At 38.0% G+C, this 23,232-nt stretch carries 36 protein-coding genes; 34 read left to right on the top strand and 2 right to left on the bottom strand.

What is annotated here, in order from left to right; genetic code table 11:
• Positions 1 to 74 precede the first annotated feature (74 nt).
• The 34 genes from ASU31_RS09910 to ASU31_RS09750 all read left to right on the top strand — a co-directional run bounded on the left by ASU31_RS09910 (position 75) and on the right by ASU31_RS09750 (position 20,481).
• The gene (locus tag ASU31_RS09910; protein ID WP_057932155.1) at positions 75 to 302 is read left to right on the top strand and encodes a hypothetical protein; all 228 of its coding nucleotides are present in this window, start codon (positions 75 to 77) and stop codon (positions 300 to 302) included.
• On the top strand, positions 296 to 589 hold the full coding sequence (locus ASU31_RS09905) for a type II toxin-antitoxin system RelE/ParE family toxin (protein ID WP_057932154.1): 294 nt from the start codon (positions 296 to 298) through the stop codon (positions 587 to 589). Before ASU31_RS09910 ends, ASU31_RS09905 begins: the two co-directional genes overlap by 7 nt.
• A 133-nt stretch (positions 590 to 722) precedes the next feature.
• The gene (locus tag ASU31_RS09900; protein WP_057932153.1) at positions 723 to 1,556 is read left to right on the top strand and encodes a sulfite exporter TauE/SafE family protein; all 834 of its coding nucleotides are present in this window, start codon (positions 723 to 725) and stop codon (positions 1,554 to 1,556) included.
• Positions 1,556 to 1,951, top strand: coding sequence for a DUF1634 domain-containing protein (locus ASU31_RS09895; protein WP_057932152.1), 396 nt, complete (start codon positions 1,556 to 1,558; stop codon positions 1,949 to 1,951). The genes ASU31_RS09900 and ASU31_RS09895 overlap by 1 nt, the downstream gene beginning before the upstream one ends.
• Before the next feature lie 172 nt (positions 1,952 to 2,123).
• On the top strand, positions 2,124 to 2,741 hold the full coding sequence (gene rplC / locus ASU31_RS09890; protein ID WP_057932251.1) for a 50S ribosomal protein L3: 618 nt from the start codon (positions 2,124 to 2,126) through the stop codon (positions 2,739 to 2,741).
• A gap of 4 nt (positions 2,742 to 2,745) precedes the next feature.
• Positions 2,746 to 3,375, top strand: coding sequence for a 50S ribosomal protein L4 (rplD, locus tag ASU31_RS09885; RefSeq protein ID WP_029278647.1), 630 nt, complete (start codon positions 2,746 to 2,748; stop codon positions 3,373 to 3,375).
• 1 nt (position 3,376) lies between these two features.
• Positions 3,377 to 3,667, top strand: a complete 291-nt coding sequence (gene rplW, locus ASU31_RS09880; RefSeq protein ID WP_029278648.1) for a 50S ribosomal protein L23 — start codon at positions 3,377 to 3,379, stop codon at positions 3,665 to 3,667.
• Positions 3,668 to 3,687: 20 nt separating this feature from the next.
• A complete protein-coding gene (gene rplB / locus ASU31_RS09875; RefSeq protein ID WP_057932151.1) occupies positions 3,688 to 4,512 on the top strand; it encodes a 50S ribosomal protein L2 in 825 nt (274 codons plus the stop codon).
• Positions 4,512 to 4,778 (top strand): 30S ribosomal protein S19, encoded by a 267-nt coding sequence (gene rpsS / locus ASU31_RS09870; RefSeq protein ID WP_010599906.1) that lies wholly within the window; start codon positions 4,512 to 4,514, stop codon positions 4,776 to 4,778. Before rplB ends, rpsS begins: the two co-directional genes overlap by 1 nt.
• Positions 4,779 to 4,785: 7 nt before the next feature.
• Positions 4,786 to 5,148 carry a 50S ribosomal protein L22 gene (gene rplV, locus ASU31_RS09865; protein WP_029278650.1) on the top strand — a complete coding sequence of 121 codons (363 nt, stop codon included), beginning with the start codon at positions 4,786 to 4,788 and terminating at the stop codon, positions 5,146 to 5,148.
• Between the two features lie 9 nt (positions 5,149 to 5,157).
• Positions 5,158 to 6,003, top strand: a complete 846-nt coding sequence (rpsC, locus tag ASU31_RS09860) for a 30S ribosomal protein S3 (RefSeq protein ID WP_057932150.1) — start codon at positions 5,158 to 5,160, stop codon at positions 6,001 to 6,003.
• Positions 6,004 to 6,043: 40 nt separating this feature from the next.
• Positions 6,044 to 6,466: a 50S ribosomal protein L16 gene (rplP, locus tag ASU31_RS09855; RefSeq protein WP_010599903.1), complete on the top strand. Its 423-nt coding sequence runs from the start codon at positions 6,044 to 6,046 to the stop codon at positions 6,464 to 6,466.
• A gap of 73 nt (positions 6,467 to 6,539) precedes the next feature.
• Complete coding sequence (rpmC, locus tag ASU31_RS09850) at positions 6,540 to 6,752, top strand: 50S ribosomal protein L29 (RefSeq protein WP_029278652.1); 213 nt, start codon at positions 6,540 to 6,542, stop codon at positions 6,750 to 6,752.
• Between the two features lie 13 nt (positions 6,753 to 6,765).
• Positions 6,766 to 7,020 (top strand): 30S ribosomal protein S17, encoded by a 255-nt coding sequence (gene rpsQ, locus ASU31_RS09845; protein WP_010599901.1) that lies wholly within the window; start codon positions 6,766 to 6,768, stop codon positions 7,018 to 7,020.
• A gap of 1 nt (position 7,021) precedes the next feature.
• Positions 7,022 to 7,390, top strand: coding sequence for a 50S ribosomal protein L14 (gene rplN / locus ASU31_RS09840; protein ID WP_010599900.1), 369 nt, complete (start codon positions 7,022 to 7,024; stop codon positions 7,388 to 7,390).
• A gap of 1 nt (position 7,391) precedes the next feature.
• Positions 7,392 to 7,733: a 50S ribosomal protein L24 gene (gene rplX, locus ASU31_RS09835; RefSeq protein ID WP_029278653.1), complete on the top strand. Its 342-nt coding sequence runs from the start codon at positions 7,392 to 7,394 to the stop codon at positions 7,731 to 7,733.
• Positions 7,730 to 8,296: a 50S ribosomal protein L5 gene (gene rplE, locus ASU31_RS09830; protein WP_086547740.1), complete on the top strand. Its 567-nt coding sequence runs from the start codon at positions 7,730 to 7,732 to the stop codon at positions 8,294 to 8,296. Before rplX ends, rplE begins: the two co-directional genes overlap by 4 nt.
• On the top strand, positions 8,296 to 8,565 hold the full coding sequence (rpsN, locus tag ASU31_RS09825; protein ID WP_025145214.1) for a 30S ribosomal protein S14: 270 nt from the start codon (positions 8,296 to 8,298) through the stop codon (positions 8,563 to 8,565). The genes rplE and rpsN overlap by 1 nt, the downstream gene beginning before the upstream one ends.
• Positions 8,566 to 8,725: 160 nt before the next feature.
• Positions 8,726 to 9,124 carry a 30S ribosomal protein S8 gene (rpsH, locus tag ASU31_RS09820; RefSeq protein WP_010599896.1) on the top strand — a complete coding sequence of 133 codons (399 nt, stop codon included), beginning with the start codon at positions 8,726 to 8,728 and terminating at the stop codon, positions 9,122 to 9,124.
• A gap of 18 nt (positions 9,125 to 9,142) precedes the next feature.
• The gene (gene rplF / locus ASU31_RS09815) at positions 9,143 to 9,700 is read left to right on the top strand and encodes a 50S ribosomal protein L6 (protein ID WP_057932149.1); all 558 of its coding nucleotides are present in this window, start codon (positions 9,143 to 9,145) and stop codon (positions 9,698 to 9,700) included.
• A gap of 5 nt (positions 9,701 to 9,705) precedes the next feature.
• The gene (gene rplR / locus ASU31_RS09810) at positions 9,706 to 10,059 is read left to right on the top strand and encodes a 50S ribosomal protein L18 (protein WP_029278655.1); all 354 of its coding nucleotides are present in this window, start codon (positions 9,706 to 9,708) and stop codon (positions 10,057 to 10,059) included.
• A 17-nt stretch (positions 10,060 to 10,076) separates the two neighbouring features.
• Positions 10,077 to 10,595, top strand: coding sequence for a 30S ribosomal protein S5 (rpsE, locus tag ASU31_RS09805; protein WP_010599893.1), 519 nt, complete (start codon positions 10,077 to 10,079; stop codon positions 10,593 to 10,595).
• Positions 10,596 to 10,599: 4 nt separating this feature from the next.
• The gene (gene rpmD / locus ASU31_RS09800) at positions 10,600 to 10,779 is read left to right on the top strand and encodes a 50S ribosomal protein L30 (RefSeq protein ID WP_010599892.1); all 180 of its coding nucleotides are present in this window, start codon (positions 10,600 to 10,602) and stop codon (positions 10,777 to 10,779) included.
• A gap of 104 nt (positions 10,780 to 10,883) precedes the next feature.
• Positions 10,884 to 11,330, top strand: coding sequence for a 50S ribosomal protein L15 (gene rplO / locus ASU31_RS09795; protein WP_025145210.1), 447 nt, complete (start codon positions 10,884 to 10,886; stop codon positions 11,328 to 11,330).
• Between the two features lie 7 nt (positions 11,331 to 11,337).
• Complete coding sequence (secY, locus tag ASU31_RS09790) at positions 11,338 to 12,678, top strand: preprotein translocase subunit SecY (protein ID WP_029278656.1); 1,341 nt, start codon at positions 11,338 to 11,340, stop codon at positions 12,676 to 12,678.
• 8 nt (positions 12,679 to 12,686) lie between these two features.
• Positions 12,687 to 13,472 (top strand): type I methionyl aminopeptidase, encoded by a 786-nt coding sequence (gene map, locus ASU31_RS09785; protein ID WP_057932148.1) that lies wholly within the window; start codon positions 12,687 to 12,689, stop codon positions 13,470 to 13,472.
• A gap of 71 nt (positions 13,473 to 13,543) precedes the next feature.
• Positions 13,544 to 13,762, top strand: coding sequence for a translation initiation factor IF-1 (gene infA / locus ASU31_RS09780; protein ID WP_010599888.1), 219 nt, complete (start codon positions 13,544 to 13,546; stop codon positions 13,760 to 13,762).
• A gap of 1 nt (position 13,763) precedes the next feature.
• Positions 13,764 to 13,880, top strand: a complete 117-nt coding sequence (rpmJ, locus tag ASU31_RS27185) for a 50S ribosomal protein L36 (RefSeq protein WP_010599887.1) — start codon at positions 13,764 to 13,766, stop codon at positions 13,878 to 13,880.
• A 68-nt stretch (positions 13,881 to 13,948) separates the two neighbouring features.
• Positions 13,949 to 14,326 (top strand): 30S ribosomal protein S13, encoded by a 378-nt coding sequence (gene rpsM, locus ASU31_RS09775; protein ID WP_010599886.1) that lies wholly within the window; start codon positions 13,949 to 13,951, stop codon positions 14,324 to 14,326.
• A 152-nt stretch (positions 14,327 to 14,478) separates the two neighbouring features.
• Entirely contained in the window at positions 14,479 to 14,868 is a 390-nt protein-coding gene (rpsK, locus tag ASU31_RS09770; protein ID WP_025145207.1) for a 30S ribosomal protein S11, read from the top strand.
• Between the two features lie 61 nt (positions 14,869 to 14,929).
• Positions 14,930 to 15,538 (top strand): 30S ribosomal protein S4, encoded by a 609-nt coding sequence (gene rpsD, locus ASU31_RS09765; protein ID WP_029282720.1) that lies wholly within the window; start codon positions 14,930 to 14,932, stop codon positions 15,536 to 15,538.
• A gap of 85 nt (positions 15,539 to 15,623) precedes the next feature.
• Positions 15,624 to 16,616: a DNA-directed RNA polymerase subunit alpha gene (locus ASU31_RS09760; RefSeq protein ID WP_025145205.1), complete on the top strand. Its 993-nt coding sequence runs from the start codon at positions 15,624 to 15,626 to the stop codon at positions 16,614 to 16,616.
• Positions 16,617 to 16,721: 105 nt separating this feature from the next.
• Positions 16,722 to 17,246 (top strand): 50S ribosomal protein L17, encoded by a 525-nt coding sequence (gene rplQ, locus ASU31_RS09755; protein ID WP_029278659.1) that lies wholly within the window; start codon positions 16,722 to 16,724, stop codon positions 17,244 to 17,246.
• A gap of 265 nt (positions 17,247 to 17,511) precedes the next feature.
• Entirely contained in the window at positions 17,512 to 20,481 is a 2,970-nt protein-coding gene (locus tag ASU31_RS09750; RefSeq protein ID WP_057932250.1) for a glycoside hydrolase domain-containing protein, read from the top strand.
• A 185-nt stretch (positions 20,482 to 20,666) separates the two neighbouring features.
• On the opposite strand, the gene ASU31_RS09745 is transcribed toward ASU31_RS09750, so the two are convergent.
• Together ASU31_RS09745 and ASU31_RS09740 are read right to left on the bottom strand one after the other, a co-directional pair.
• Positions 20,667 to 21,299, bottom strand: coding sequence for a gluconate 2-dehydrogenase subunit 3 family protein (locus ASU31_RS09745; protein ID WP_057932147.1), 633 nt, complete (start codon positions 21,297 to 21,299; stop codon positions 20,667 to 20,669).
• Positions 21,300 to 21,310: 11 nt separating this feature from the next.
• A complete protein-coding gene (locus ASU31_RS09740; protein ID WP_057932146.1) occupies positions 21,311 to 23,047 on the bottom strand; it encodes a GMC family oxidoreductase in 1,737 nt (578 codons plus the stop codon).
• Positions 23,048 to 23,232: the final 185 nt, after the last annotated feature.

Genomic DNA, 23,232 nt, shown 5'->3' with positions numbered 1-23,232 from the left:
AATTTTACAATTAAACAGTTTTAATAGCTTAAACAACCGAAAATTTCTGCCTATTATTTTTTAACTTTATTATTATGATAACTTTAACTGTAAATATTGACAATAAAAAATCAGAAAAAGCTGTTAAGGCTGTTTTGGATGCGTTGGGTTTAAATTATAATATTGATAAATCAGAGAGGTTAGTTGATGAAGAGCAGACCTTGGAAGAATATAATGCAGATCTTGAAGATGGAAATTCAGAAATAGAACGGGGTGATTTTATTTCAGCAACTCAACTAAAAGCTGAGGCTAGTAAATGGTAGTTGTTTGGAGTAAAAAAGCAAGGTTAGAATTAAAAAAAGTTTTTAACTACATTGCTTTAGATTCTTTAAAACACGCAATATTGGTTCGCGATGAAATTATTGATCTAACCATAGCCCTTAGTGAGCATTCTGAAAAATATGCTCTTGATAAATATAAGATCGACAATGATGGTAGTTGGAGAGCCTTCGAAAAATATCATTACAGGGTGTCATATAAAATCACTGCTACCCAAATACGAGTAGTGCGCTTACGCCATACAAGTAAATCGCCTTTATATTATAAGTAAATTTAATCATCTGTTATCCTCCTACATCTTCCGTTTTCCTCCTTCCATCTTACATCATCCATATAACATATAGACTTTATTTTATTCACTTAATTCTTCGTTTACCCAAAAAGAGTGCATTATATTTGCCCGCATGTCGGTATTGCTGTTTACCATTATCATTTTATTAGGTGCTTTTTTAGCCGGATTATTGGGTTCACTAACGGGCCTGGGTGGGGGAGTAATTATTATTCCATTGCTCACTTTAGCTTTAGGGGTTGACATCCATTATGCTATAGGTGCATCAATTGTTTCTGTTATTGCAACCTCTTCGGGTTCGGCAGCAGCTTATGTAAAAGAAGGGATTACCAATATCCGGATTGGGATGTTTTTAGAGATCGCGACCACAATAGGTGCGGTGTGCGGTGCAATTGTAGCTGTTTATCTTAATGCCAACTATATTGCTATTCTATTTGGCTGCATCCTGATTTTTTCGGCCATCATGACGCTAAAAAAAAAGGTAGATCATACTACTTTAGATAATACCGATAAATGGGCCAATTTTTTTAAACTCAATGGATCTTATCCGGATAAAGGTATAGATCATCCATATGCGGTAAAACATGTTCCGGGAGGTTTTTTAATGATGCTTTTTGCCGGAACATTATCGGGCTTGCTGGGTATTGGGAGTGGAGCATTAAAAGTAATCGCGATGGATAACATTATGCGTTTGCCTTTTAAGGTATCAACAACAACCAGTAATTTTATGATGGGGGTTACGGCAGCAGCCAGTGCGGTGGTTTACTTACATCGTGGCCAGATAGATCCGGGTATTGCCATGCCCGTTTGTATTGGGGTGCTGACAGGCGCAACTATTGGCTCAAAAATTTTATTAAGAGCAAAAACCGATAAGCTCAAAATGATATTTGCCGTAGTTGTTGTATTCTTGGCTTTGCAGATGATTTATAAAGGAATAAGCGGATTATAATGAGTATTAGAGGAAAAGAAAACCTAAACGATAAAGATATTCAGGTAATTTTGGGTACGCTTCTGCGCGCAGGTGTAATTATTTCGATGAGCATTGTATTAATAGGTGGCGCCATTTTTCTAATCCATAATAGTGGGGCCGTTACTGACTATAAAGTTTTTAAACCTGAGCTGAGCAAGTTTTCATCCATAGTGGCCATTTTTAAGGGAGTATCTAGTTTTCAGGGCGATGCCATTGTGCAATTTGGTATCCTGATGCTCATTTTTACACCAATTGCACGTATTGTTTTTGCTATTTTCAGCTTTTTAATTGAGCGCGATTACCTATATGTACTCATTGGATTTATCATTTTGGCCATTATAACCATCAGTTTAAATGGCGGTTTGGCACATTAACATCTCTTTTTTAGTTAAATCCCATCATATCAGCAATTTATTTGAAAAAATATTTCGCTAACTATTTGAAAATTAATAATTCTTGTCTATCTTTGCCGTCCCTTTCGGGGGATGTACAACCACCTTGAACGAAGCCCTACTGCTTCGATGGGTGTTAAAAAGAAAAGATAAAATGTCAGGAATTATTGGAAAAAAAGTAGGAATGACCAGTATCTTTGATGCCGAAGGAAGAAACATTCCTTGTACGGTAATCGAGGCTGGGCCTTGTGTAGTTACACAAGTAAAGACCGAAGAAAAAGACGGGTATTCATCAATCCAGTTGGGTTACGATGAGAAAAAAGAGAAAAACACAACTCAACCGTTAAAAGGCCATTTCGCGAAAGCAAACACAACTCCGAAACGCAAGCTGGTAGAATTCGATTCGTTTACAACTTCACTTAATTTAGGTGATGTAGTAACCGTTGACGCATTCGCAGAAGGCGATTTTGTTGATGTTGTAGGTACCTCAAAAGGTAAAGGTTTTCAAGGTGTTGTAAAACGCCACGGATTTGCCGGTGTTGGTATGCAGACTCACGGTCAGCATAACCGTTTACGTGCCCCAGGTTCATTGGGAGCATCATCATTCCCTTCACGTGTATTCAAAGGAATGCGCATGGCTGGAAGAACAGGTGGAGACAGGGTAAAAATTCAGAACTTACAGGTTTTGAAAGTTTATGCTGAGCAAAACTTATTAGTAGTTAGTGGTTCCATTCCAGGAGCTAAAGGTTCTTACGTAATCTTAGACAAGTAATCAGATGGAAGTTAAAGTATTAAACATTTCAGGTAAAGAAACAGGTGCCAAGGTGCAGCTTCCTGAATCGGTATTTGGTATCGAGCCTAACGACCACGCGATTTATTTAGATGTAAAACAGTATTTGGCTAATCAACGTCAAGGTACTCACAAATCTAAACAACGTAATGAGATTGCTGGTTCAACTCGCAAACTATACAAACAAAAAGGTACAGGTGGTGCCCGTGCTGGTAGCATTAAATCTCCGTTATTTAACGGTGGTGGTCGTGTTTTCGGTCCTCAGCCACGTGATTATAGCTTTAAATTGAACAAGAAATTAAAATCATTAGCACGTAAATCTGCTTTGGCTTATAAAGCAAAAGACAACAACGTGGTAGTTTTAGAAGATTTCAACTTCGATACAGCTAAAACTAAAAACTATACAAGTTTATTGGCTGCGTTAAACGTAGGTACTCAAAAAACTTTATTGGTTTTACCTGCGCAAAATAATAATATCTATTTATCAAGCAGAAACATTCAGAAAACTAAAGTAATCTCGGCAGCAGATTTAAATACTTATGATGTATTAAACGCTGGTGTACTTGTGTTAACTGCTGATTCTGTTAAAACTTTGGAGGAGGCGTTTGCCAAATAATATGGAAATTTTAAAAAAACCAATATTAACCGAAAAAGCTTCAGCTTTAACTGAGAAATCTAACCGTTTCACATTTAGCGTTAACCACAAGGCTAACAAAATCCAGATTAAACAAGCAATTGAGAAATTGTACGGTGTAACCATCGTTGCAGTTAACACTATGGTTGTTGATGGAAAAGCTAAATCTCGTTACACTAAAGCAGGTTTTGTATCTGGCCGTAGCCCGAAATACAAAAAAGCAATCGTAACGTTAAAAGACGGCGAAACAATAGATTATTACGCAACCCTTTAATTTAATAATTCATTATAACTATGGGCTTAAGAAAATTTAAACCAGTTACTCCAGGTACCCGCTTCAGAGTTGGTGCTAGTTTTACGGAGATTACAGCAACCAAGCCCGAAAAATCATTGGTTGTATCATCAAAAAAGTCTGGTGGACGTAACAACACAGGAAAAATGACTATGCGCTACATGGGCGGTGGTCACAAAAAATCATATCGTTTAATCGATTTCAAACGCGATAAATTCGATATTCCTGCAACAGTAGCTACTGTTGAATACGATCCAAACCGTACTGCCCGCATCGCATTATTACACTATGCAGATGGCGAGAAGCGTTATATCATCGCTCCTGAAGGATTGCAAGTTGGTTCGGTATTATTATCGGGCGACAAAGCAGCACCAGAAGTAGGTAACACTTTAAAATTATCGAACATTCCATTAGGTTCTATCGTACACAACGTAGAGATCCACCCTGGAAAAGGAGCACAATTAGCTCGTAGTGCAGGTGCTTACGCACAATTAGCTGCCCGCGATGGTAAATATGCTACTTTAAAAATGCCTTCAGGCGAAACCCGTTTAATCTTGACTACTTGTCTTGCTACTATCGGTGCAGTATCTAACTCAGATCACGCAAACGAAGTATTAGGTAAAGCAGGTCGTAAACGTTGGTTGGGCCGTCGTCCGAGAACTAGACCGGTAGCGATGAACCCTGTCGATCACCCAATGGGTGGTGGTGAAGGTAGATCATCAGGTGGTCACCCACGTTCAAGAAATGGTGTTTTAGCTAAAGGCTTTAAAACCAGAGAACTTAAAAAATATTCTAATCGTTACATCATAGAGAGAAGGAAGAAATAATGGCTCGTTCGATAAAAAAAGGACCTTATATTGACCATAACGTAGAGAAAAAAGTAAACTCTATGAATGATTCAGGCAAAAAGTCTGTAATCAAAACTTGGTCTCGCAGATCAATGATATCACCAGATTTCGTGAATCATACATTTGCTGTACACAACGGAAATAAATTTATCCCTGTGTACGTAACAGAAAACATGGTTGGTCACAAGTTGGGAGAATTTGCTCCAACCAGAACATTCAGAGGACACGCTGAAAAGAAAAAATAATTAGACAATGGAAGCAATAGCAAAATTAAACAATTGTCCAACCTCACCGCGTAAGATGCGTTTGGTTGTAGATCTTATCAGAGGTGAACGTGTAGAAAAAGCATTAAGCATTTTAAAGTTTACCAATAAAGAAGCAGCAATAAGAGTTGAGAAATTATTATTATCTGCTATCAAAAACTGGGAATCTAAAAATGAAGGTGCCCGCCCTGAAGAAAACCAACTTTTTGTAAAAACAGTTATGGTTGATGGTGGCCGTCAGTTAAAACGCTTACGTCCAGCTCCTCAAGGCCGTGGATATAGAATTCGTAAACGTTCTAACCACGTAACGCTGATTGTAGATAGTAAAAGTACAGAAACAACTCAAAACTAATTTTAGGAAATGGGACAAAAAGCAAATCCAATAGGTAACAGGTTAGGTATCATCAAAGGATGGGATTCTAACTGGTTCGGTGGCAACAACTACTCCGATAAATTAGTTGAAGATGAGAAAATAAGAAAATACCTTTCTGCCCGTATCGCTAAAGGCGGTGTTGCAAAAGTAGTAATCGAGCGTACGTTAAAACGTATCACGGTAACTATCCACACAGCTCGTCCAGGTATCGTAATCGGTAAAGCAGGTGCTGAGGTTGATAAAATTAAAGAAGAGTTAAAGAAATTAACTAAAAAGGAAATTCAAATTAACATCTTCGAAATTAAACGCCCAGAGCTTGATGCACAATTAGTTGCAGAAGGTGTTGCAAAACAATTAGAAGCAAGGATCTCATTCCGTAGAGCAATGAAATCTTCTATCGCATCAACCATGCGTATGGGTGCTGAAGGTATCAAAATCATGACTTCTGGTCGTTTAGGTGGTGCTGAGATGGCACGTACTGAGCAGTACAAAGAAGGAAGAGTGCCTTTGCATACATTCCGTGCTGATATCGACTACGCTTTAGCTGAAGCCTTAACTACTTATGGTAAAATAGGTGTTAAAGTTTGGATCTGTAAAGGTGAGGTTTATGGAAAACGTGATTTGTCTCCAAACATTGGTGCAGCAAACAACGGTCCAAAAGGCCAATCAGATAAACCAGCTTTCGGTGGAAGAGATAACCGTGGTGGTGGTAACGACAGACGTAGCGGTGGTAACGACAGACGTGGTGGAAACCAAGGCGGTGGTCGTGGTCCAGGCCAAGGTGGTGCAAACAGAGGTGGTGGCGCAGGCGCTAACAGAGGTCCTCGTAAATAATTGATTTATTAACATCGTTTAACGATTAGAACAAAATAAAATGTTACAGCCAAAAAGAACGAAGTTCAGGAAGATGCAAAAAGGCAGAATGAAGGGTTTAGCTTCTCGTGGAGCTGAGTTAGCATTCGGATCTTTCGGTATCAAATCTCTAGAAGCTACTTGGATCACAAGTCGTCAGATAGAGGCTGCCCGTATTGCCGTAACTCGTTTCATGAAACGTGAAGGCCAAGTATGGATCAGGATCTTCCCGGACAAACCGGTAACTAAAAAACCTGCTGAGGTACGTATGGGTAAAGGTAAAGGTGCTCCTGAGTATTGGGTAGCAGTTGTAAGACCAGGACGTGTAATTTTCGAAGCTGAAGGTGTGCCTTTAGAAGTTGCTAAAGAAGCATTGCGTTTAGCAGCTCAGAAATTACCGATCCAAACCAAATTCGTAGTACGTAGAGATTACGTAGAAGCATAGTAAAGTGTTGAGGTGAATGTTGTAAATACTTGTTTATTATAACCGCTACACTCAACGTAAAAGAAAAAGAAAAATGAAAAATTCAGAAATCACAGGGCTTTCAAAAGAAGAATTAGTAGCTAAGATTGCGGAAGAAAAAGAGAACTTATCAAAATTGAAGTTCGCTCACACTATTTCAGCTATCGAAAATCCTTCACGCATTGCAAAAGTAAGGAAAGACATAGCCCGTTTAAACACTGCGTTGACTAAAGTGAAAAACACTGAGTCAGCTACTGAAACTAAATAATTTGAGAGTCGACATGGAAAGACAATTAAGAAAAACAAGAACCGGGTTAGTGGTAAGCAACAAGATGGATAAATCTGTTGTAGTGAGCGTGGAGCGTAAAGTAAAACACCCGATTTATGGTAAGTTCGTAAAGAAAACTACCAAATTTATGGCTCACGACGAGAAAAACGAATGCGGTATCGGTGATACAGTATTGATTATGGAAACTCGTCCTTTGAGTAAAAACAAGAACTGGAGATTGGTACAAATTTTAGAAAGAGCTAAATAAGATGGTACAACAGGAATCGAGATTAAACGTTGCTGATAACAGCGGCGCAAAAGAAGTATTGGTAATTCGCGTGCTAGGTGGAACCGGCAAACGTTATGCTTCAATTGGTGATAAAGTAGTTGTTACCGTAAAAAGCGCGTTACCATCAGGTAACATTAAAAAAGGTACAGTTTCTAAAGCAGTTGTTGTAAGAACTAAAAAAGAAATCCGTCGTAAAGATGGTTCTTATATCCGTTTTGACGATAATGCTGCTGTATTATTGAACGCACAGGATGAGCCAAGAGGTACACGTATCTTTGGCCCGGTTGCGAGAGAACTACGTGAAAAACAATTCATGAAAATTGTATCATTAGCACCGGAGGTATTATAAAATGGGAAACAAAGTAAATACACCATCAAAACTTAAAATCCGCACAGGAGATTTAGTTAAAGTCATTGCTGGCGATTCAAAAGGTCAACAAGGAAAAGTACTTTCAGTACTTATAGATAAAAACAGAGCCATTGTAGAAGGCATTAACTTAGTATCTAAACATACTAAACCAAATGCTGCTAATCCTAACGGTGGTATTATTAAAAAAGAAGCTGCTCTTCACATTTCTAACTTGATGTTGGTTGATCCAAAATCTGGTAAAGCTACCCGCGTAGGTCGTAAACTTAACGCAGATGGTAAATTAGTTAGAGTTGCTAAAATTTCAGGAGAGGAGATTAAATAATGGCTACACCTAGATTAAAAAGCAAATACAAAGAAGAAGTTGTAAATGCACTAAAAGAAAAATTTCAGTACAAAACTGTAATGCAGGTTCCAAAATTGGAAAAAATCTGTATCAATCAGGGTGTTGGTCGTTTTTCTGTTACTGATAAGAAAATTATGGATACCACTATCGTTGAGTTGACTACCATTACTGGTCAGCAAGCGGTTCCGGCTAATTCAAAGAAAGATATCTCTAACTTTAAATTACGTAAAGGTATGCCAGTAGGTGTACGTGTTACATTGCGCGATAACAACATGTACGAGTTCTTAGATCGTTTGATCTCTGTAGCTTTGCCTCGTATCCGCGATTTCAAAGGTATTAATGATAAAGGATTTGATGGAAAAGGTAACTATACGTTAGGTGTTACTGAGCAAATCATCTTCCCTGAGATTAATATCGATAAAATCAATAAAATTTTAGGTATGGATATAACTTTCGTAACTTCGGCAAAATCTGACGTTGAGGCGCTTGAGTTATTGAAACAATTCGGATTACCATTTAAAAATCAAAAAACAGCAGAATAATGGCAAAAGAAGGTGTAAAAGCACGCGAAGTTAAGCGCCAAAAATTGGTAGCTAGATACGCTGAAAAACGTGCAGTATTAAAAGCTGCAGGAGATTTCGAGGGTTTAGATAAATTACCTAAAAACTCATCTCCGGTACGTTTACACAACCGTTGTAAATTAACTGGTCGCCCTCGTGGATATATGCGTACCTTTGGTATTTCAAGGGTAACGTTCCGCCAGATGGCACTAGACGGTAAAATACCAGGTGTTAAAAAAGCATCTTGGTAATGCAACTAGTATAAAGTATTTAGTATCAAGTATCAAGAAACCAATCTGGTCTTGATACTTGATACTTATGTCTATATACTAAAAAAAGAATTTTAACCGGTAGCAGGTCCCATCCCGATGTGAGATCGGGAAAGGAAACCACTATCAAAAACAATAAAAAATGAATACAGATCCAATAGCAGATTATTTAACAAGAGTAAGGAATGCCATTAAGGCCAACCACCGTGTTGTAGAAATTCCTGCATCAAACCTTAAAAAAGAAATTACTAAAGTTCTTTTTGACAAAGGTTACATCGCGAACTACAAGTTTGAAGATACTACAGTTCAAGGCACCATTAAAATCGCTTTGAAATACAATCCGATTACTAAAGTTCCTGCTATTCGTACATTAGTGCGAGTAAGTAAACCAGGTTTGAGAAACTATGCTGGTGTTGAAAATATGCCAAGAGTATTAAACGGTTTAGGTATCGCAATCTTATCTACTTCTAAAGGTGTAATGACCGATAAAGAAGCAGCCAAATTAAACATTGGTGGTGAGGTATTGTGTCACGTTTATTAATATTAGGAGAACAGCACAATGTCAAGAATAGGAAAAGCCCCAATTACAATCCCTGCAGGTGTTACAATTACCGTATCAAAAGATAACGTAGTAACTGTAAAAGGTCCTAAAGGTGAATTAACACAAGCAGTAGATTCAGATATCACTGTAAGTCAGGAAGACGGAATTTTAACAGTTCAACGTCCTTCAGAACAAAAGAAACACAAAGCATTACACGGTTTATATCGCTCATTGCTTAACAACATGGTTGTTGGTGTTACAGAAGGTTATAAATTAACTCAAGAATTAGTAGGTGTTGGTTACCGTGCTACAAACCAAGGTAACACACTAGATCTGGTTTTAGGTTATTCTCACCACTATGTATTCCAATTACCAGAAGAGATTAAAGTAACTACATCTTCAGAAAAAGGTCAAACGCCTAAAATCATTTTAGAAAGTATTGACAAACAATTGATCGGTCAGGTAGCAGCGAAAATCCGTTCGTTACGTGCACCAGAGCCATATAAAGGTAAAGGTATCAAGTTTGTAGGTGAAGTGTTAAGAAGAAAAGCAGGTAAATCAGCATCTAAAAAATAGTAATCATGGCAGGTAAAAAATTATCAAGAAGAGATCGTATTAAAAAAGGGATCAGAAAAAGACTTACCGGTTCGGAAGAACGTCCAAGGTTATCTGTATATAGAAGCAATAAAGGGATTTATGCGCAGGTAATTAACGATGTAACCGGTAAAACAATAGCATCAGCATCATCATTATCGAAAGATTTTACTGGTACTGGAAACAAAAGCGATCAGTCGGTAGCAGTAGGCAAATTAGTTGCCGAAAAAGCAATCGCTGCAGGTGTTAAAGAAGTTGTTTTCGATAGAAATGGCTATTTATACCACGGTCGTGTAAAATCGTTGGCAGAGGGTGCCCGCGAAGCTGGTTTAGTATTTTAATCTGAAGAAAAAGTAAGATGTCAACTATTAATATAAAAAGAGTAAAAACCACCGATATCGAATTAAAGGATCGTTTGGTTAGTATACAACGCGTTGCCAAAGTAACCAAAGGTGGCCGTACTTTCAGCTTCTCAGCAATTGTTGTTGTAGGTGATGAAAACGGTGTTGTTGGTTTCGGTTTGGGTAAAGCGAAAGAGGTAACTGAAGCAATCGCTAAAGGTGTGGATGATGCTAAAAAGAACTTGGTAAAAGTTCCAATTTTAAACGGTACTGTTCCTCACGAGCAAATTGGTAAATTCTCAGGTGGTTTTGTTTTAATCAAACCAGCTGCAGTAGGTACCGGAGTAATTGCTGGTGGTGCGATGCGTGCTGTATTAGAGAGTGCTGGCGTGCATAACGTATTGGCAAAATCTAAAGGATCATCTAACCCACACAACGTGGTAAAAGCAACTGTTGATGCATTAACCAAAATGCGTGATGCTTATACAGTAGCTCAAACTCGTGGTATAGATTTAAACAAAGTATTTAACGGATAATATCATGGCTAAGATCAAAATAACACAAGTAAAAAGCGTTATCGACAGAAGCGAGCGCCAAAAAAGAACCGTTCAGGCTTTGGGTTTATCTAAAATGAACCAAAGTGTTGAGGTTGAAGCTACTCCACAAATTATCGGTATGGTTCGCAAAGTGAACCATTTGGTAGCAATCGAAGCAATTTAGTAAAAGTTTTAAAGGTAGTATGGGTAAAAGCCTGTACTACCTTTATATATGTTTAATCGTTGTACCTGTTTAGTGAAAGCGAAGGGCAACACAAATTCAAAGAAATGAATTTAAGTAATTTAAAACCTGCAGTAGGTTCTACAAAAAACAGCAAAAGAATTGGTCGTGGTACAGGTTCTGGTCGTGGCGGTACTTCAACTCGTGGTCACAAGGGTGCGGGTTCTCGTTCAGGTCACAAAACCAAAATCGGTTTTGAAGGTGGTCAAATGCCTTTACAACGTCGTGTGCCTAAAGTTGGTTTCAAACCAATCAACCGTACAGAATATGTTGGTGTAAACTTAGATGTTTTACAAGCTTTAGCTGAAAAACACAGCTTAACAACTATCGATTTCGCTGCTTTACAAGCACATGGTTTAGCTTCTAAAAACGACTTAGTTAAAATTTTAGGTCGTGGTGAAGTTAAAGCAAAGCTAGAAATTACAGCACATGCGTTCTCTGCAACCGCACAAAAAGCTATTGAAGCTGCAGGTGGTTCTATTGTAAAATTGTAATTATTAAATGAAGAAGCTATTTACTACTTTAAGTAATATCTGGAAAATTCAGGAATTAAAAGAGCGTATATTGTTTACGCTCTTAATTCTTTTGGTATACCGTTTCGTATCTCACGTGGTTTTACCAGGTGTAGATCCAACTGCTTTAGGCAATAACGAAAAATCAGGAATCTTAGGCTTACTAGATATGTTTGCCGGAGGTTCTTTCTCTCGTGTGTCTATTTTAGCATTGGGGGTAATGCCTTATATCTCTGCATCGATTGTGGTGCAACTATTGGGTATTGCTGTTCCTTCTTTCCAAAAAATGCAGAAAGAGGGCGAAAGTGGTAGAAAGAAAATGAACCAGATTACCCGTTACCTAACGGTAGCGATCACAATCGTTCAATCTGTTGGTTACGTTAAAACGCAAGTTCCGGCAGAAGCTATTTTATTACCAAATACTTTATTCTTAGTGTTATCTACGTTTGTATTAACAGCAGGTACATTATTTGTAATGTGGTTGGGTGAAAAAATTACTGATAAAGGTATTGGTAACGGTACATCACTAATCATCATGGTTGGTATTATTGCCCGTTTACCAGTTGCAATTTCTCAAGAATTTAGTGCACGTGTGGGTTCATCTAGTGAAGGTGGAGGCCCGGTTGCATTGGTTTTAGAGATCGTTGCATTATTTGCTGTGGTAATGTTTACCATCTTAATTGTTCAAGGTGTACGTAAAGTACCTGTACAATACGCAAAGAAAATTGTTGGTAACCGCCAGTTTGGTGGTGTTCGTCAGTACATTCCTTTAAAGGTAAATGCTGCCGGTGTTATGCCGATCATTTTCGCTCAAGCGTTAATGTTTATTCCAGGTGCTTTAATGCAGTTTGTTCCTTCATTACAAGGTTCTTGGTTAATCCAGTTCAGCAATACCACTTCGTTGGCTTATAGCTTAACGTTCGCATTTTTAATTATCGCATTTACTTTCTTCTATACTGCAATTACAGTTAATCCAACTCAAATGAGTGATGATATGAAGAAAAACGGTGGTTTTATCCCAGGTGTTAAACCAGGTTTTGCAACATCAACTTTTATTGATGATGTAATTTCTAAAATTACTTTCCCAGGTGCAGTATTTTTAGCGATCATTGCTATTTTACCTTCGTTGGCGGTTAAGTTCGGCATTAAACAAGAGTTTGCGCACTTCTTCGGTGGTACTTCTTTATTGATTTTAGTTGGTGTTGTATTGGATACTTTACAGCAGATCGAAAGTTATTTATTGATGCGCCATTATGATGGTTTGATGAAAACGGGTAGAGTTACTGGCAGAACAGGTGTTCCTGCTGCAAGTAGCAACGCAGCGTTGTAGTGTAACGGATGTCTAAAATTTATTACAAATCTCTTGAGGAGATCGAGTTAATAAGAGAAAGTTCCATGCTTGTTTCTAAAACTTTAGCCGAAGTGGCCAAGGTGATAAAAGCAGGCATGACTACTATCCAATTAGATAAACTAGCCTACGAGTTTATAAGTGACCACGGAGCGATTCCAGCATTTTTAAACTATAATGGTTTCCCTAATTCTTTATGTATTTCGCCAAATGAACAGGTTGTTCATGGTTTTCCAAGCGAGTACGTAATCCAGGAGGGCGACTTAATTTCAGTTGATTGTGGGGTAATTAAAAACAATTATTTTGGCGATTCGGCCTACACTTTCTCTATCGGGGAAATTGATGCCGAAAAACAGAAATTGATTGAGGTTACTAAACGTTGCCTGGAATTGGGTATAGAAAAAGCTGTTGTTGGTATGCGTATCGGTGATATCGGTTTCGCTGTTCAGCAATATGCAGAAGCTAATGGATTTGGGGTAGTAAGAGAGCTTGTTGGACATGGTGTTGGTGTAAAACTTCACGAGAAACCAGAAGTTCCGAATTATGGGAAACGTGGTGCAGGACCAAAACTTGAAGAAGGAATGGTAATTGCGATAGAACCCATGATCAATGCAGGCGTAGCCGGTGTTAAATTCCATAACGATGGATGGACAGTAACCAGTAAAGACAATAAACCATCGGCACATTTTGAACACACAGTAGCCGTAAAAAAGGGCAAAGCAGATGTTTTATCAACGTTTTCTATAATAGAAGAAGTTTTACAACAAAAAAAATAAATAATTAAAATTTTTTATTTAATTTTGCAACCCTGTTTAGAAGCAGCTAATTAAGTAACAATCAATAAAATATGGCTAAACAAGCCTCAATTGAACAAGACGGAGTAATAAGAGAAGCATTATCCAATGCGATGTTCCGGGTAGAACTCGAGAACGGGCATGAGATTATTGCGCATATTTCAGGAAAGATGAGGATGCACTACATCAAAATTCTTCCTGGAGATAAAGTTAAATTGGAAATGTCTCCTTATGATTTAACAAAGGGACGCATTACTTATAGATACAAATAAAATGAAAGTTAGATCATCAATTAAAAAACGTAGCGCTGATTGTAAGATTATTCGCCGTAAAGGTAAACTTTACGTAATCAACAAGAAAAATCCTAAATACAAGCAACGTCAAGGGTAATTAAGAATATTGTAATAAACCGCACAACGGTGGCCCGCCGTTCGGAATTACTTAAAACATAAACAAATATGGCAAGGATTTCAGGTATTGATTTACCAAGAAACAAAAGAGGAGAGATCGGTTTAACCTATATCTACGGAATTGGTAGAACAACTGCTCAACGTATTTTAACTACGGCAGGTATCGATTTAAACAAAAAAGTACAAGACTGGTCTGATGATGAGTTATCAGCAATCCGTACAATGATTAACGATGAGATTAAAGTAGAAGGTGCTTTGCGCTCAGAGGTTCAGTTAAACATCAAACGTTTAATGGATATTGGTTGCTACCGTGGTTTACGTCACAGAAAAGGTTTACCTTCTCGTGGTCAGCGTACTAAAAACAACTCACGTACTCGTAAGGGTAAGAGAAAAACAGTTGCTAACAAGAAAAAAGCTACTAAGTAATAGATAGATATGAGATATGAGATTTTAGATGTGAGCACCATATCTTTAAAATCTGCTCAAATCTGGAATAAAAGATAAAAAGTAGGATACTGAGTGTCGGGGTAGAGAAAGTCTCATATCTCAAGTCTCATATCTAAAATCTAAAAGATAAAATGGCTAAGAGTAAAAAAGTAACAAAAAAACGTATCGTTGTAATTGAGTCTGTTGGTCAGGCGCATATCAATGCTACTTTCAACAACATTATCGTTACCTTAACAAACAACAACGGACAGACTATTTCATGGTCTTCTGCTGGTAAAATGGGCTTTAAAGGTTCTAAAAAGAATACACCATATGCAGCTGGTCAAGCAGCTTCAGATTGTGGTAAAGTTGCGTTTGATTTAGGTTTACGTAAAGTTGAAGTATTTGTAAAAGGTCCGGGTTCAGGTCGTGAATCTGCAATCAGAACATTGCAAGTAGCAGGTATCGAAGTAACATCTATTAAAGATATTACTCCACTTCCTCACAACGGATGTCGTCCTCCTAAAAAGAGAAGAGTTTAATTAATTTTAAAGCTAAGAATCTCCAGCTTCAGGTTGGATGATACTTTAAAACAGAAAAAAAATGGCAAGATATACAGGCCCAAAATCAAAAATCGCCCGTAAATTCAGAGAACCAATCTTCGGTCCTGATAAGGTGTTAGACAGAAAAAATTATCCTCCTGGGCAACATGGCTCATCAAAAAGAAGAGGAAAACAATCTGAATATGCTATCCAGTTAATGGAGAAACAAAAAGTAAAATATACTTATGGTGTATTAGAAAAACAATTCAGTAACTTGTTTAAAAAAGCATCTTCTCGTGCTGGTATTACCGGTGATAACTTACTTCAGTTATTAGAAGCACGTTTAGATAACACAGTTTACCGTTTAGGTATTTCAACAACCCGTTCTGGTGCACGCCAGTTAGTTAGCCATAAACACGTTACCGTGAATGGTGAAGTTGTAAATATCCCTTCATATCAGTTAAAAGCTGGTGATGTGGTTGCTGTTCGTGAAAAATCTAAATCTTTAGAATCAATTAGTAACTCAGTTGCAGGTAGAACGATTAATAAGTTTGCTTGGTTAGAGTGGAACGCTAGTGAATTAACTGGTAAATTCTTAACCTACCCTCAACGTGATGAGATTCCTGAAAACATCAAGGAAAACTTAATCATCGAGTTGTACTCAAAGTAATAAATGATCTGGTTAATTACCTCAAAAGGGTAATTAACTTTTTTCATATTACTATATATTCAATAACGAATTTAAAAAAATATAAATGGCAATTTTAGCATTTCAGAAACCAGACAAAGTGATCATGCAGAAATCAACCGATTTCGATGGCACATTTGAATTTCGTCCTTTAGAGCCCGGTTTCGGTGTAACAATTGGTAATGCCTTAAGAAGAATTTTACTTTCTTCATTAGAAGGTTATGCTATTACTACTATTCGTTTTTCAGGCGTTTCTCACGAGTTTTCTACCATGAAAGGTGTTGTAGAAGATTTAACTGATATTATCTTAAACTTAAAACAAGTTCGTTTTAAGAAAACAGGTGATTCAGGTGATTCTGAAAAAGTTTTCATCATCGTTAATGGTCAAGATCAGTTTAAAGCTGGTGATATCACTAAATTCTCTAACAACTTTACAGTTTTAAACCCTGAGCATGTAATTTGCAACATGGATAAATCTGTTACTTTGGAAGTGGAATTAACCATCAATAAAGGACGTGGTTATGTACCTGCTGAAGAAAATAAAGTTGCTGATGCTGTTGTAGGTGTAATCGCAATCGATTCGATTTATACTCCAATGAAAAATGTAAAATACACGATCGAAAACTTTCGTGTTGAGCAAAAAACGGATTATGAAAAATTGGTTTTAGATATCTCTACTGACGGCTCAATTCATCCAGAAGAAGCATTAAAAGAAGCGGCTAAGATCCTTATCCAACACTTTATGTTATTCTCTGATGAGAATTTAGTATTAGAATCTCAAGCTAAAGAAGAAACTAAAGAAGTTGACGAGGAAATTTTACACATGCGTAAAATCCTTAAAACTGAGTTAGTAGATATGGATCTTTCAGTTAGAGCATTAAACTGCTTAAAAGCTGCTGATATCCGTACTTTAGCTGATTTGGTTTCTTACGATGTGGCTGATATGTTAAAATTCAGAAACTTCGGTAAAAAATCTTTAACAGAGATCCAGGAATTAGTAAAATCAAAAGGTTTATCATTTGGTATGAACCTGTCTAAATTTAAATTAGACGAAGAATAACCCCTAAATCCCCTAAAGGGGACTTAGAAAAATAAATAATTTTTCACAGTGTATAATTCCCTCAGCTTAATTGCAAAGAGACGGTATACACTCAATTAAAAAACAATGAGACACGGTAAAAAAGTAAACCACTTAGGTAGAACCGCAAGCCACAGAAAGGCGATGTTAGCTAACATGGCTTCATCACTTATTTTGCACAAAAGAATTACAACAACTTTAGCTAAAGCTAAAGCTTTACGTACTTATGTTGAGCCAATTATCACTAAATCAAAAAATGATACTACTCACTCACGTCGTACAGTATTTGCTTATTTACAAGATAAAGAAGTAGTAACAATCTTATTCCGCGAAATTGCTGAGAAAGTTGCAAACCGTCCAGGTGGTTACACTCGTATCATTAAATTAAACAACCGTTTAGGTGATAACGCTGAAATGGCTTTAATTGAATTGGTAGACTACAATACAGTTTACGGTAAAGATGCAGAGGTTAAAGAAGAGAAGAAAACAACTCGTCGTGGTAGAAGTAAAGCTACTGCTGCACCTAAAGCTGCTGAAGCGAAAGCTGAAGTTGCCGAAGAAGTTGCTCCTGCTGAAGAAGCTCCTGCTACTGAAGAACCAAAAGGAGAATAATTTTATTCACCTTAAGATCAAAAAAGTCCTGTTCGAAAGAGCAGGACTTTTTTTTTGGCTTTTCTTTCTGTCTTTTTTGTGCCGTCAGATGGAAACATCTGACACCACTATGAATCTATGACATAACTCCATTAGGTACATGATAGCCACTAATGAACTATTGACCAATGAACCAAACGAAATCAAGCAAACGTTTGTCTCATTTTTTCATTACATAGCTTTATTTCAGCTAGGTATCTATAAATTAGCCAAAAACAAATTTGAAATGAAATTTAGGCTTTTTCTATTACTCTGTCTTTTCGGACAGCTATCTCTTAATGCGCAAACACTAAAATACACCAATGGTAATAATACATGGAACCCTGATTCGTTAGGTAACCATAGAGTTGTTGTGCAGTTTGCTGGCACAGGCAAAATTGCCCATGCTAAAATCGATTGGCGCCGGAGGGATGAACATCCGGAATTAAAAGGAATCATTGTACAAGATGCCAATGGCAAAACTGTTTCTGTTGTAGGTACGGATAAACTGACAAGAGAAAGTGCTGATGTTTATTTCGAAGCAACTGGAGTAGGAAAGTATTACGTATATTACCTCGCTTATAAAAATGAGGGAAGAAGTAATTATCCGAAAGGAGTTTACTTAAAACCAAAACAGCCTGACCAGGCATGGTTAACGGCAGCAAAGCAGGTTAAAGTGAATGCTTCTGTTGTAGAGATCCAGTCTATCGATGCTTTCAACTCTTTTTATCCAATGGAAATAATTGCAACGGATAAAGAAACGGCTGCAATAAAGACCAAATATGCTTCAGAAGCTTTTGTCGTTTTTCCAGAGGACAGAATGTTTCCAATCAAAATGCAGAACGATTTACCTTATCGTTGGGTGCAAAAAGGTGTTGCAAATACTTTTACAGGCTCGGCTGGCAAAGGTGAAAACTATGCTTTTCAATTAGGCATATTTGCTTTGAAAGATCTGAAAAATGTAGTGGTTAGCTTCGGTGATTTAAAAAATGCAGCTGGAAAAGTAATTGCTTCAAAATATATCAACTGCTTAAATACCAATGGAACAAGTTATGATAACAAACCTTTGGTTGAAACCGTAAATGTAGCCTCTGGCAAAATTCAGCCAATGTGGATTACGGTTAACATTCCTAAAAATACAGCTGCAGGTATTTATGCCGGAAAATTTACAGTTAAAGCCAATGGAAAATCGAAAGTAATCGATGTCAAAATTACAGTAGGTAATCAAGTTTTATCCGATGCAGGTGTAGGAACTCCAGATAAACAGACTCGCTTAACCTGGTTAAATTCTACTTTAGCACAAGCAAATACAGTTGTAGCTCCTTACACACCGCTAATTGTTGATGGGAATGTAATTTCGCTTTTAGGTAGAAAATTCGAAATTAATAGCGATGGTTTTCCTAAGCAGATTCAGACCTTTTTTAATGCTGAGATGACAGCTTACAGCGAAAAACCTAATAATATCCTGGCAGAACCTATTCATTTTCACTTTTTTAATACCCCGAAAACGCAGGAGAAATTTGTACCAAGTAATTTCCAGATTACCAGTAAAGAAGCTGGAACGGTAAAATGGAAAGCAACCAATACTTCTGAAAACCTGAAAATGGATTTAGAAGGTGCTTTAGAGTTTGATGGCTATGTACATTATGTAGTTAAAGTAATCGCTTTAAAAGATGTCGAATTCAGTAATGTCGATTTTCATATCCCATTTGATAAGGGGTCTACGAAGTATTTGATGGGCCTAGGCGAAAAAGGCGGCGTTAGACCAGATACCGTAAAATGGAAATGGGACGTAGCGAATAAAAACCAGGATGCTGTTTGGATTGGGAACGTAAATGCGGGCCTGTATTACAACTTAAGAGACGAAAACTATGTTCGCCCGCTTAATACTAATTTCTATCTTCAAAAGCCTTTATTATTGCCTAAATCGTGGGGTAATGGAGATAAAGGTGGTATCCAGATCAATGTTAAAGGCAGTTCGATGCTTGCCGACAATTTTACTGGTGCAAGAAGCATGAAAAAAGGCGATGTGCTTTATTATAATTTCAATTTACTGATCACACCTTTCCATTTACTTAACACCGATTTTCAATGGGATAACCGTTTCTATCATAAATATGGTGATTTAGATACGATCAAAGCTAAAGGCGCAACAGTAGTGAACATTCACCATGCCACACCGATCAACCCTTGGATCAACTATCCATTTATAGAATGGAAAAAGATGAAAGACTATATTGGTAATGCACACTCGAAAGGTTTAAAAGTTAAAATTTACAATACTGTTCGCGAGCTTTCGAACCATGCTTACGAGTGGCCAGCTTTAAGAAGTTTGGGAACTGAAGTATATTCTCCGGGTAAAGGAGGAGGATTTAGCTGGTTACAGGAGCATTTAGATTCTAATTATATTGCCGCCTGGTTTGTACCCGAAATTAAAGATGCGGCTGTAATTAACAGCGGAATGAACCGTTGGCACAACTATTACGTAGAAGGAATGAACTGGTTGGTAAACAATGTCGGGATTGACGGCGTATACTTAGATGATGTAGCTTTCGATCGGGTAACCATGAAGCGCATAAAACGTGTGTTGACACAGGATAATCACCCAGGTATTATCGACCTGCATTCTGCTAATCAGTACAACAAAAGTGATGGCTTTAACAACAGTGCCATTTTATACCTGGAGCATTTTCCTTATTTAAACCGTTTATGGTTTGGCGAATATTTCGATTACCAGAAAAACAATCCCGATTTCTTTTTAACAGAAGTAAGTGGAATCCCTTTTGGATTAATGGGAGAGATGTTACAGGATGATGGAAACCCTTGGCGTGGTATGATTTATGGCATGACAAGCCGCTTGGGCTGGTCTGACAAAAGTGATCCAAAACCATTGTGGAGAGCTTGGGACAATTTCGGCATAAAAGGATCTGAAATGATCGGTTACTGGAGCGAAAACTGCCCGGTTAAAACCGATAACCCTAAAGTATTGGCAACTGTTTACAAACAAAAAGGTAAAACAATGATTGCATTGGCAAGTTGGGCAGAAGGAGATGTAAACGTTAATTTAACCATCGATTGGGCCAAACTGGGTTTAGATGCCGGTAAAGTAAAAATAGCAGCTCCTGCAATTGATAAGTTTCAAACTTCGGGAAGTTATCCTGATGGAAAATCTATCCCTATTGAAAAAGGAAAAGGTTTGATTTTGATAGTGGAGTAATCCTATAAGCCGTGGTTCGTGTCTTCACGAACCATCGTATTTCGATACGTGAGGATACGTATCGAGGCGAAAATATTATATCGTCATTTCGAGCGGAGTGCAACGCAGTCGAGAAATCTATTATAGATCTCTCTCCCGAAAGTTCGGGACTGAGCTCCAGTCGAGATGACGATTTTTTTAAGAGACTATACCTTCACATTTTCCATTCCGTACTGTTTTAGCACGTCTGCTGGAACACCGGCCCACTGGTTTGGTGCATTACCAACATAACCAATATCTTTTACACCAATTTCTGTAGTGTAAAAACCTGATGCTGTTAAGTTCCTCATTCTATTGAAAAAAGTTACACCCGCCTGCATTTCCGGTCTGGCTTTTTTAGGGTATGCAATTTCATCTACAATCGAAATTTGTTGATCTTCCGATGCCTCAATAAATGATTTTTGAAATTTATTAAAGCTGTATACATCTAGCCATTTAAGGCCACCACGCATAGGTACTTTATGTTCCGGAATATCTTTTACAATAAATTCAATAAACTCTGGCACTTTAGCATCAGATGCACTGCCTGATACATCATCTTTAGGAATAATAATGTCGGCAAGCACTGTAATGGTAGCCATTTCATGTTTAGTGAAAAAGGTTTCAGCTTTTAATTTCTTATCACGGTCTATTTCCCACTGTTCTCTTCCGGCTTCTTTTGCAGTTTCTTCTGGTGCGGCTACTTCGGTTTTTGTTTCAGGTTGTTTACAGGCATCGAGCAGCACAGTTGTGCTGATGGCCGTTAAACCTAATGCTTTTAGTGAATCACGTCTGTTCATATGGTAATTCTTTAAATATTTTGTTTTTTCTTTTGAGCTAAAATATATTCTGCGGTACGCATCGATAGTGCCAGGATAGTCCAGGTAGCATTTTTATCGCCTTGTTGAACAAACGGACCCGCATCAACCACAAACAGGTTTTTACAGTCGTGCGCCTGGCAATATTTATTCAAAGCCGATTTTTTAGGATCGTCGCCCATGCGGATGGTTCCAACTTCGTGAATAATTTTTCCAGGGTTAAGCAAACCATAATTGGTATCTGCGCCCTGAATTTCGGAGGTAACCACGGCACCCATTTCTTTCATTATCGAAAGGAAAGTTTCTTGCATGTGCTTAGCCTGTAGGATTTCGTCTTTGTCCCATTTGTAGTTAAACCTTAAAACCGGAATACCATATTTATCCACCGTGTTCGGATCAATTTCACAGTAGTTGCCTTCTCTGGCAATTGCTGTTCCACGACCAGCCATGCCAACACCGGTACCATAGAAACGGCGATAATCATCCTTTAACGATTTCCCATAACCTCCGGCTTCTTTCATTTTGCCATCTCTGCCGGGCACCATTCCGTTCATTTGGGCTACACCGCCGCCAAAGCCATATGCAGGCATACCCATGCCACCCCAATATTCGATATGGTAACCACGTGGGAAGTTTAGTTTACGGTTATCTAACCACCAGGGTGAATAGATATGCACACTGCCCAAACCATCTTCATTGTAACGTTTTCTGTCCATTAACTGAGGAAGAAAGCCCGAAACACTTGCTCCCGTAGAATCGTGCAGGTATTTTCCAACCACGCCACTGCTATTGGCCAGGCCATTTGGGTGAGAAGTTGATTTTGAATTTAATAATATACGTGCAGATTCGCAGGCACTCGCACCTAAAATAACGAGTTTGCCATTTACCTGGTATTCTTGCAGGTCTTTTCGGTTTACGTATGAAACGCCTTTTGCAGTACCATCTTTATCAGTAATTACTTCGCGCACCATTGCATCAGTAATCACAGTCAGGTTTCCTGTTTTTACAGCAGGGTTTACCAAGCATGATGATGATGAAAAATCGCCATAAACCTTACAGCTTCTTCCACACTGACCGCAGTAGAAACAAGGTGCACGATCGCTGTTATTGGGTAAGGCTTCGGTAAGTACAGACCCACGACCAGTAATTACTTTTACTCCCGCTTTTTCTGCGCCTTTTTTGATGAAAAGTTCGTTTAATCTTGGTTTTGGCGGTTTCATAAAGATTCCATCAGGTTCATTCTCTAAACCTTCTGCTGTTCCATAAATACCGATCATACGATCAACTTTATCGTAGAATGGTTTTACATCCGCGTAGGTAATGGGCCAGGCATCGGTTAAACCATCTTTAGGTTTAAAATCGTCCGGCCCCATCCGTAAAGAAATTCGTCCCCAGTGATTGGTACGGCCACCGAGCATCCGCGAACGGAACCATTCGAATTCGCTTTTGTTTTTCTGTGTATAAGGCTCGCCCTCTAATTCCCATCCTCCATAAGAAGCATCAAAATCTCCAAATGGACGCGTAGTACTGGCACCGCGACGGGGAGATTCCCAAGGCCATTTTAATTGATGTGAATCTAATCGCGGATCGAAATTTTGACCAGCTTCGAGCATTAAAACCTTTTGACCTGCATGTGCCAGAACATATGCAGCCATTCCACCACCCGCACCTGAGCCAACAACAATGGCATCATAAACAGTAGGCGATTTTTTTATCTGAAAGTCACTCATGAATTGTGGTTAGCTATTTTTATATACTCTAATCTAAAGCTTAATTTTTTGAAATAAAAGTGTTCGGCTATTTTGGAATCAATATAGATAATATTGCTCATACGTATTTCTAAATCGTATTACGTCAGCGCTGGATTAGCCGTTTTTAATCAAATAAACCTTTGTATGGTCGCTCTATTGTTACA

The sequence above is a fragment of the Pedobacter ginsenosidimutans genome, assembly GCF_001442625.1.
GTDB classification, from domain to species: domain Bacteria; phylum Bacteroidota; class Bacteroidia; order Sphingobacteriales; family Sphingobacteriaceae; genus Pedobacter; species Pedobacter ginsenosidimutans.
This window is presented reverse-complemented; position numbering and strand designations above follow the sequence as displayed.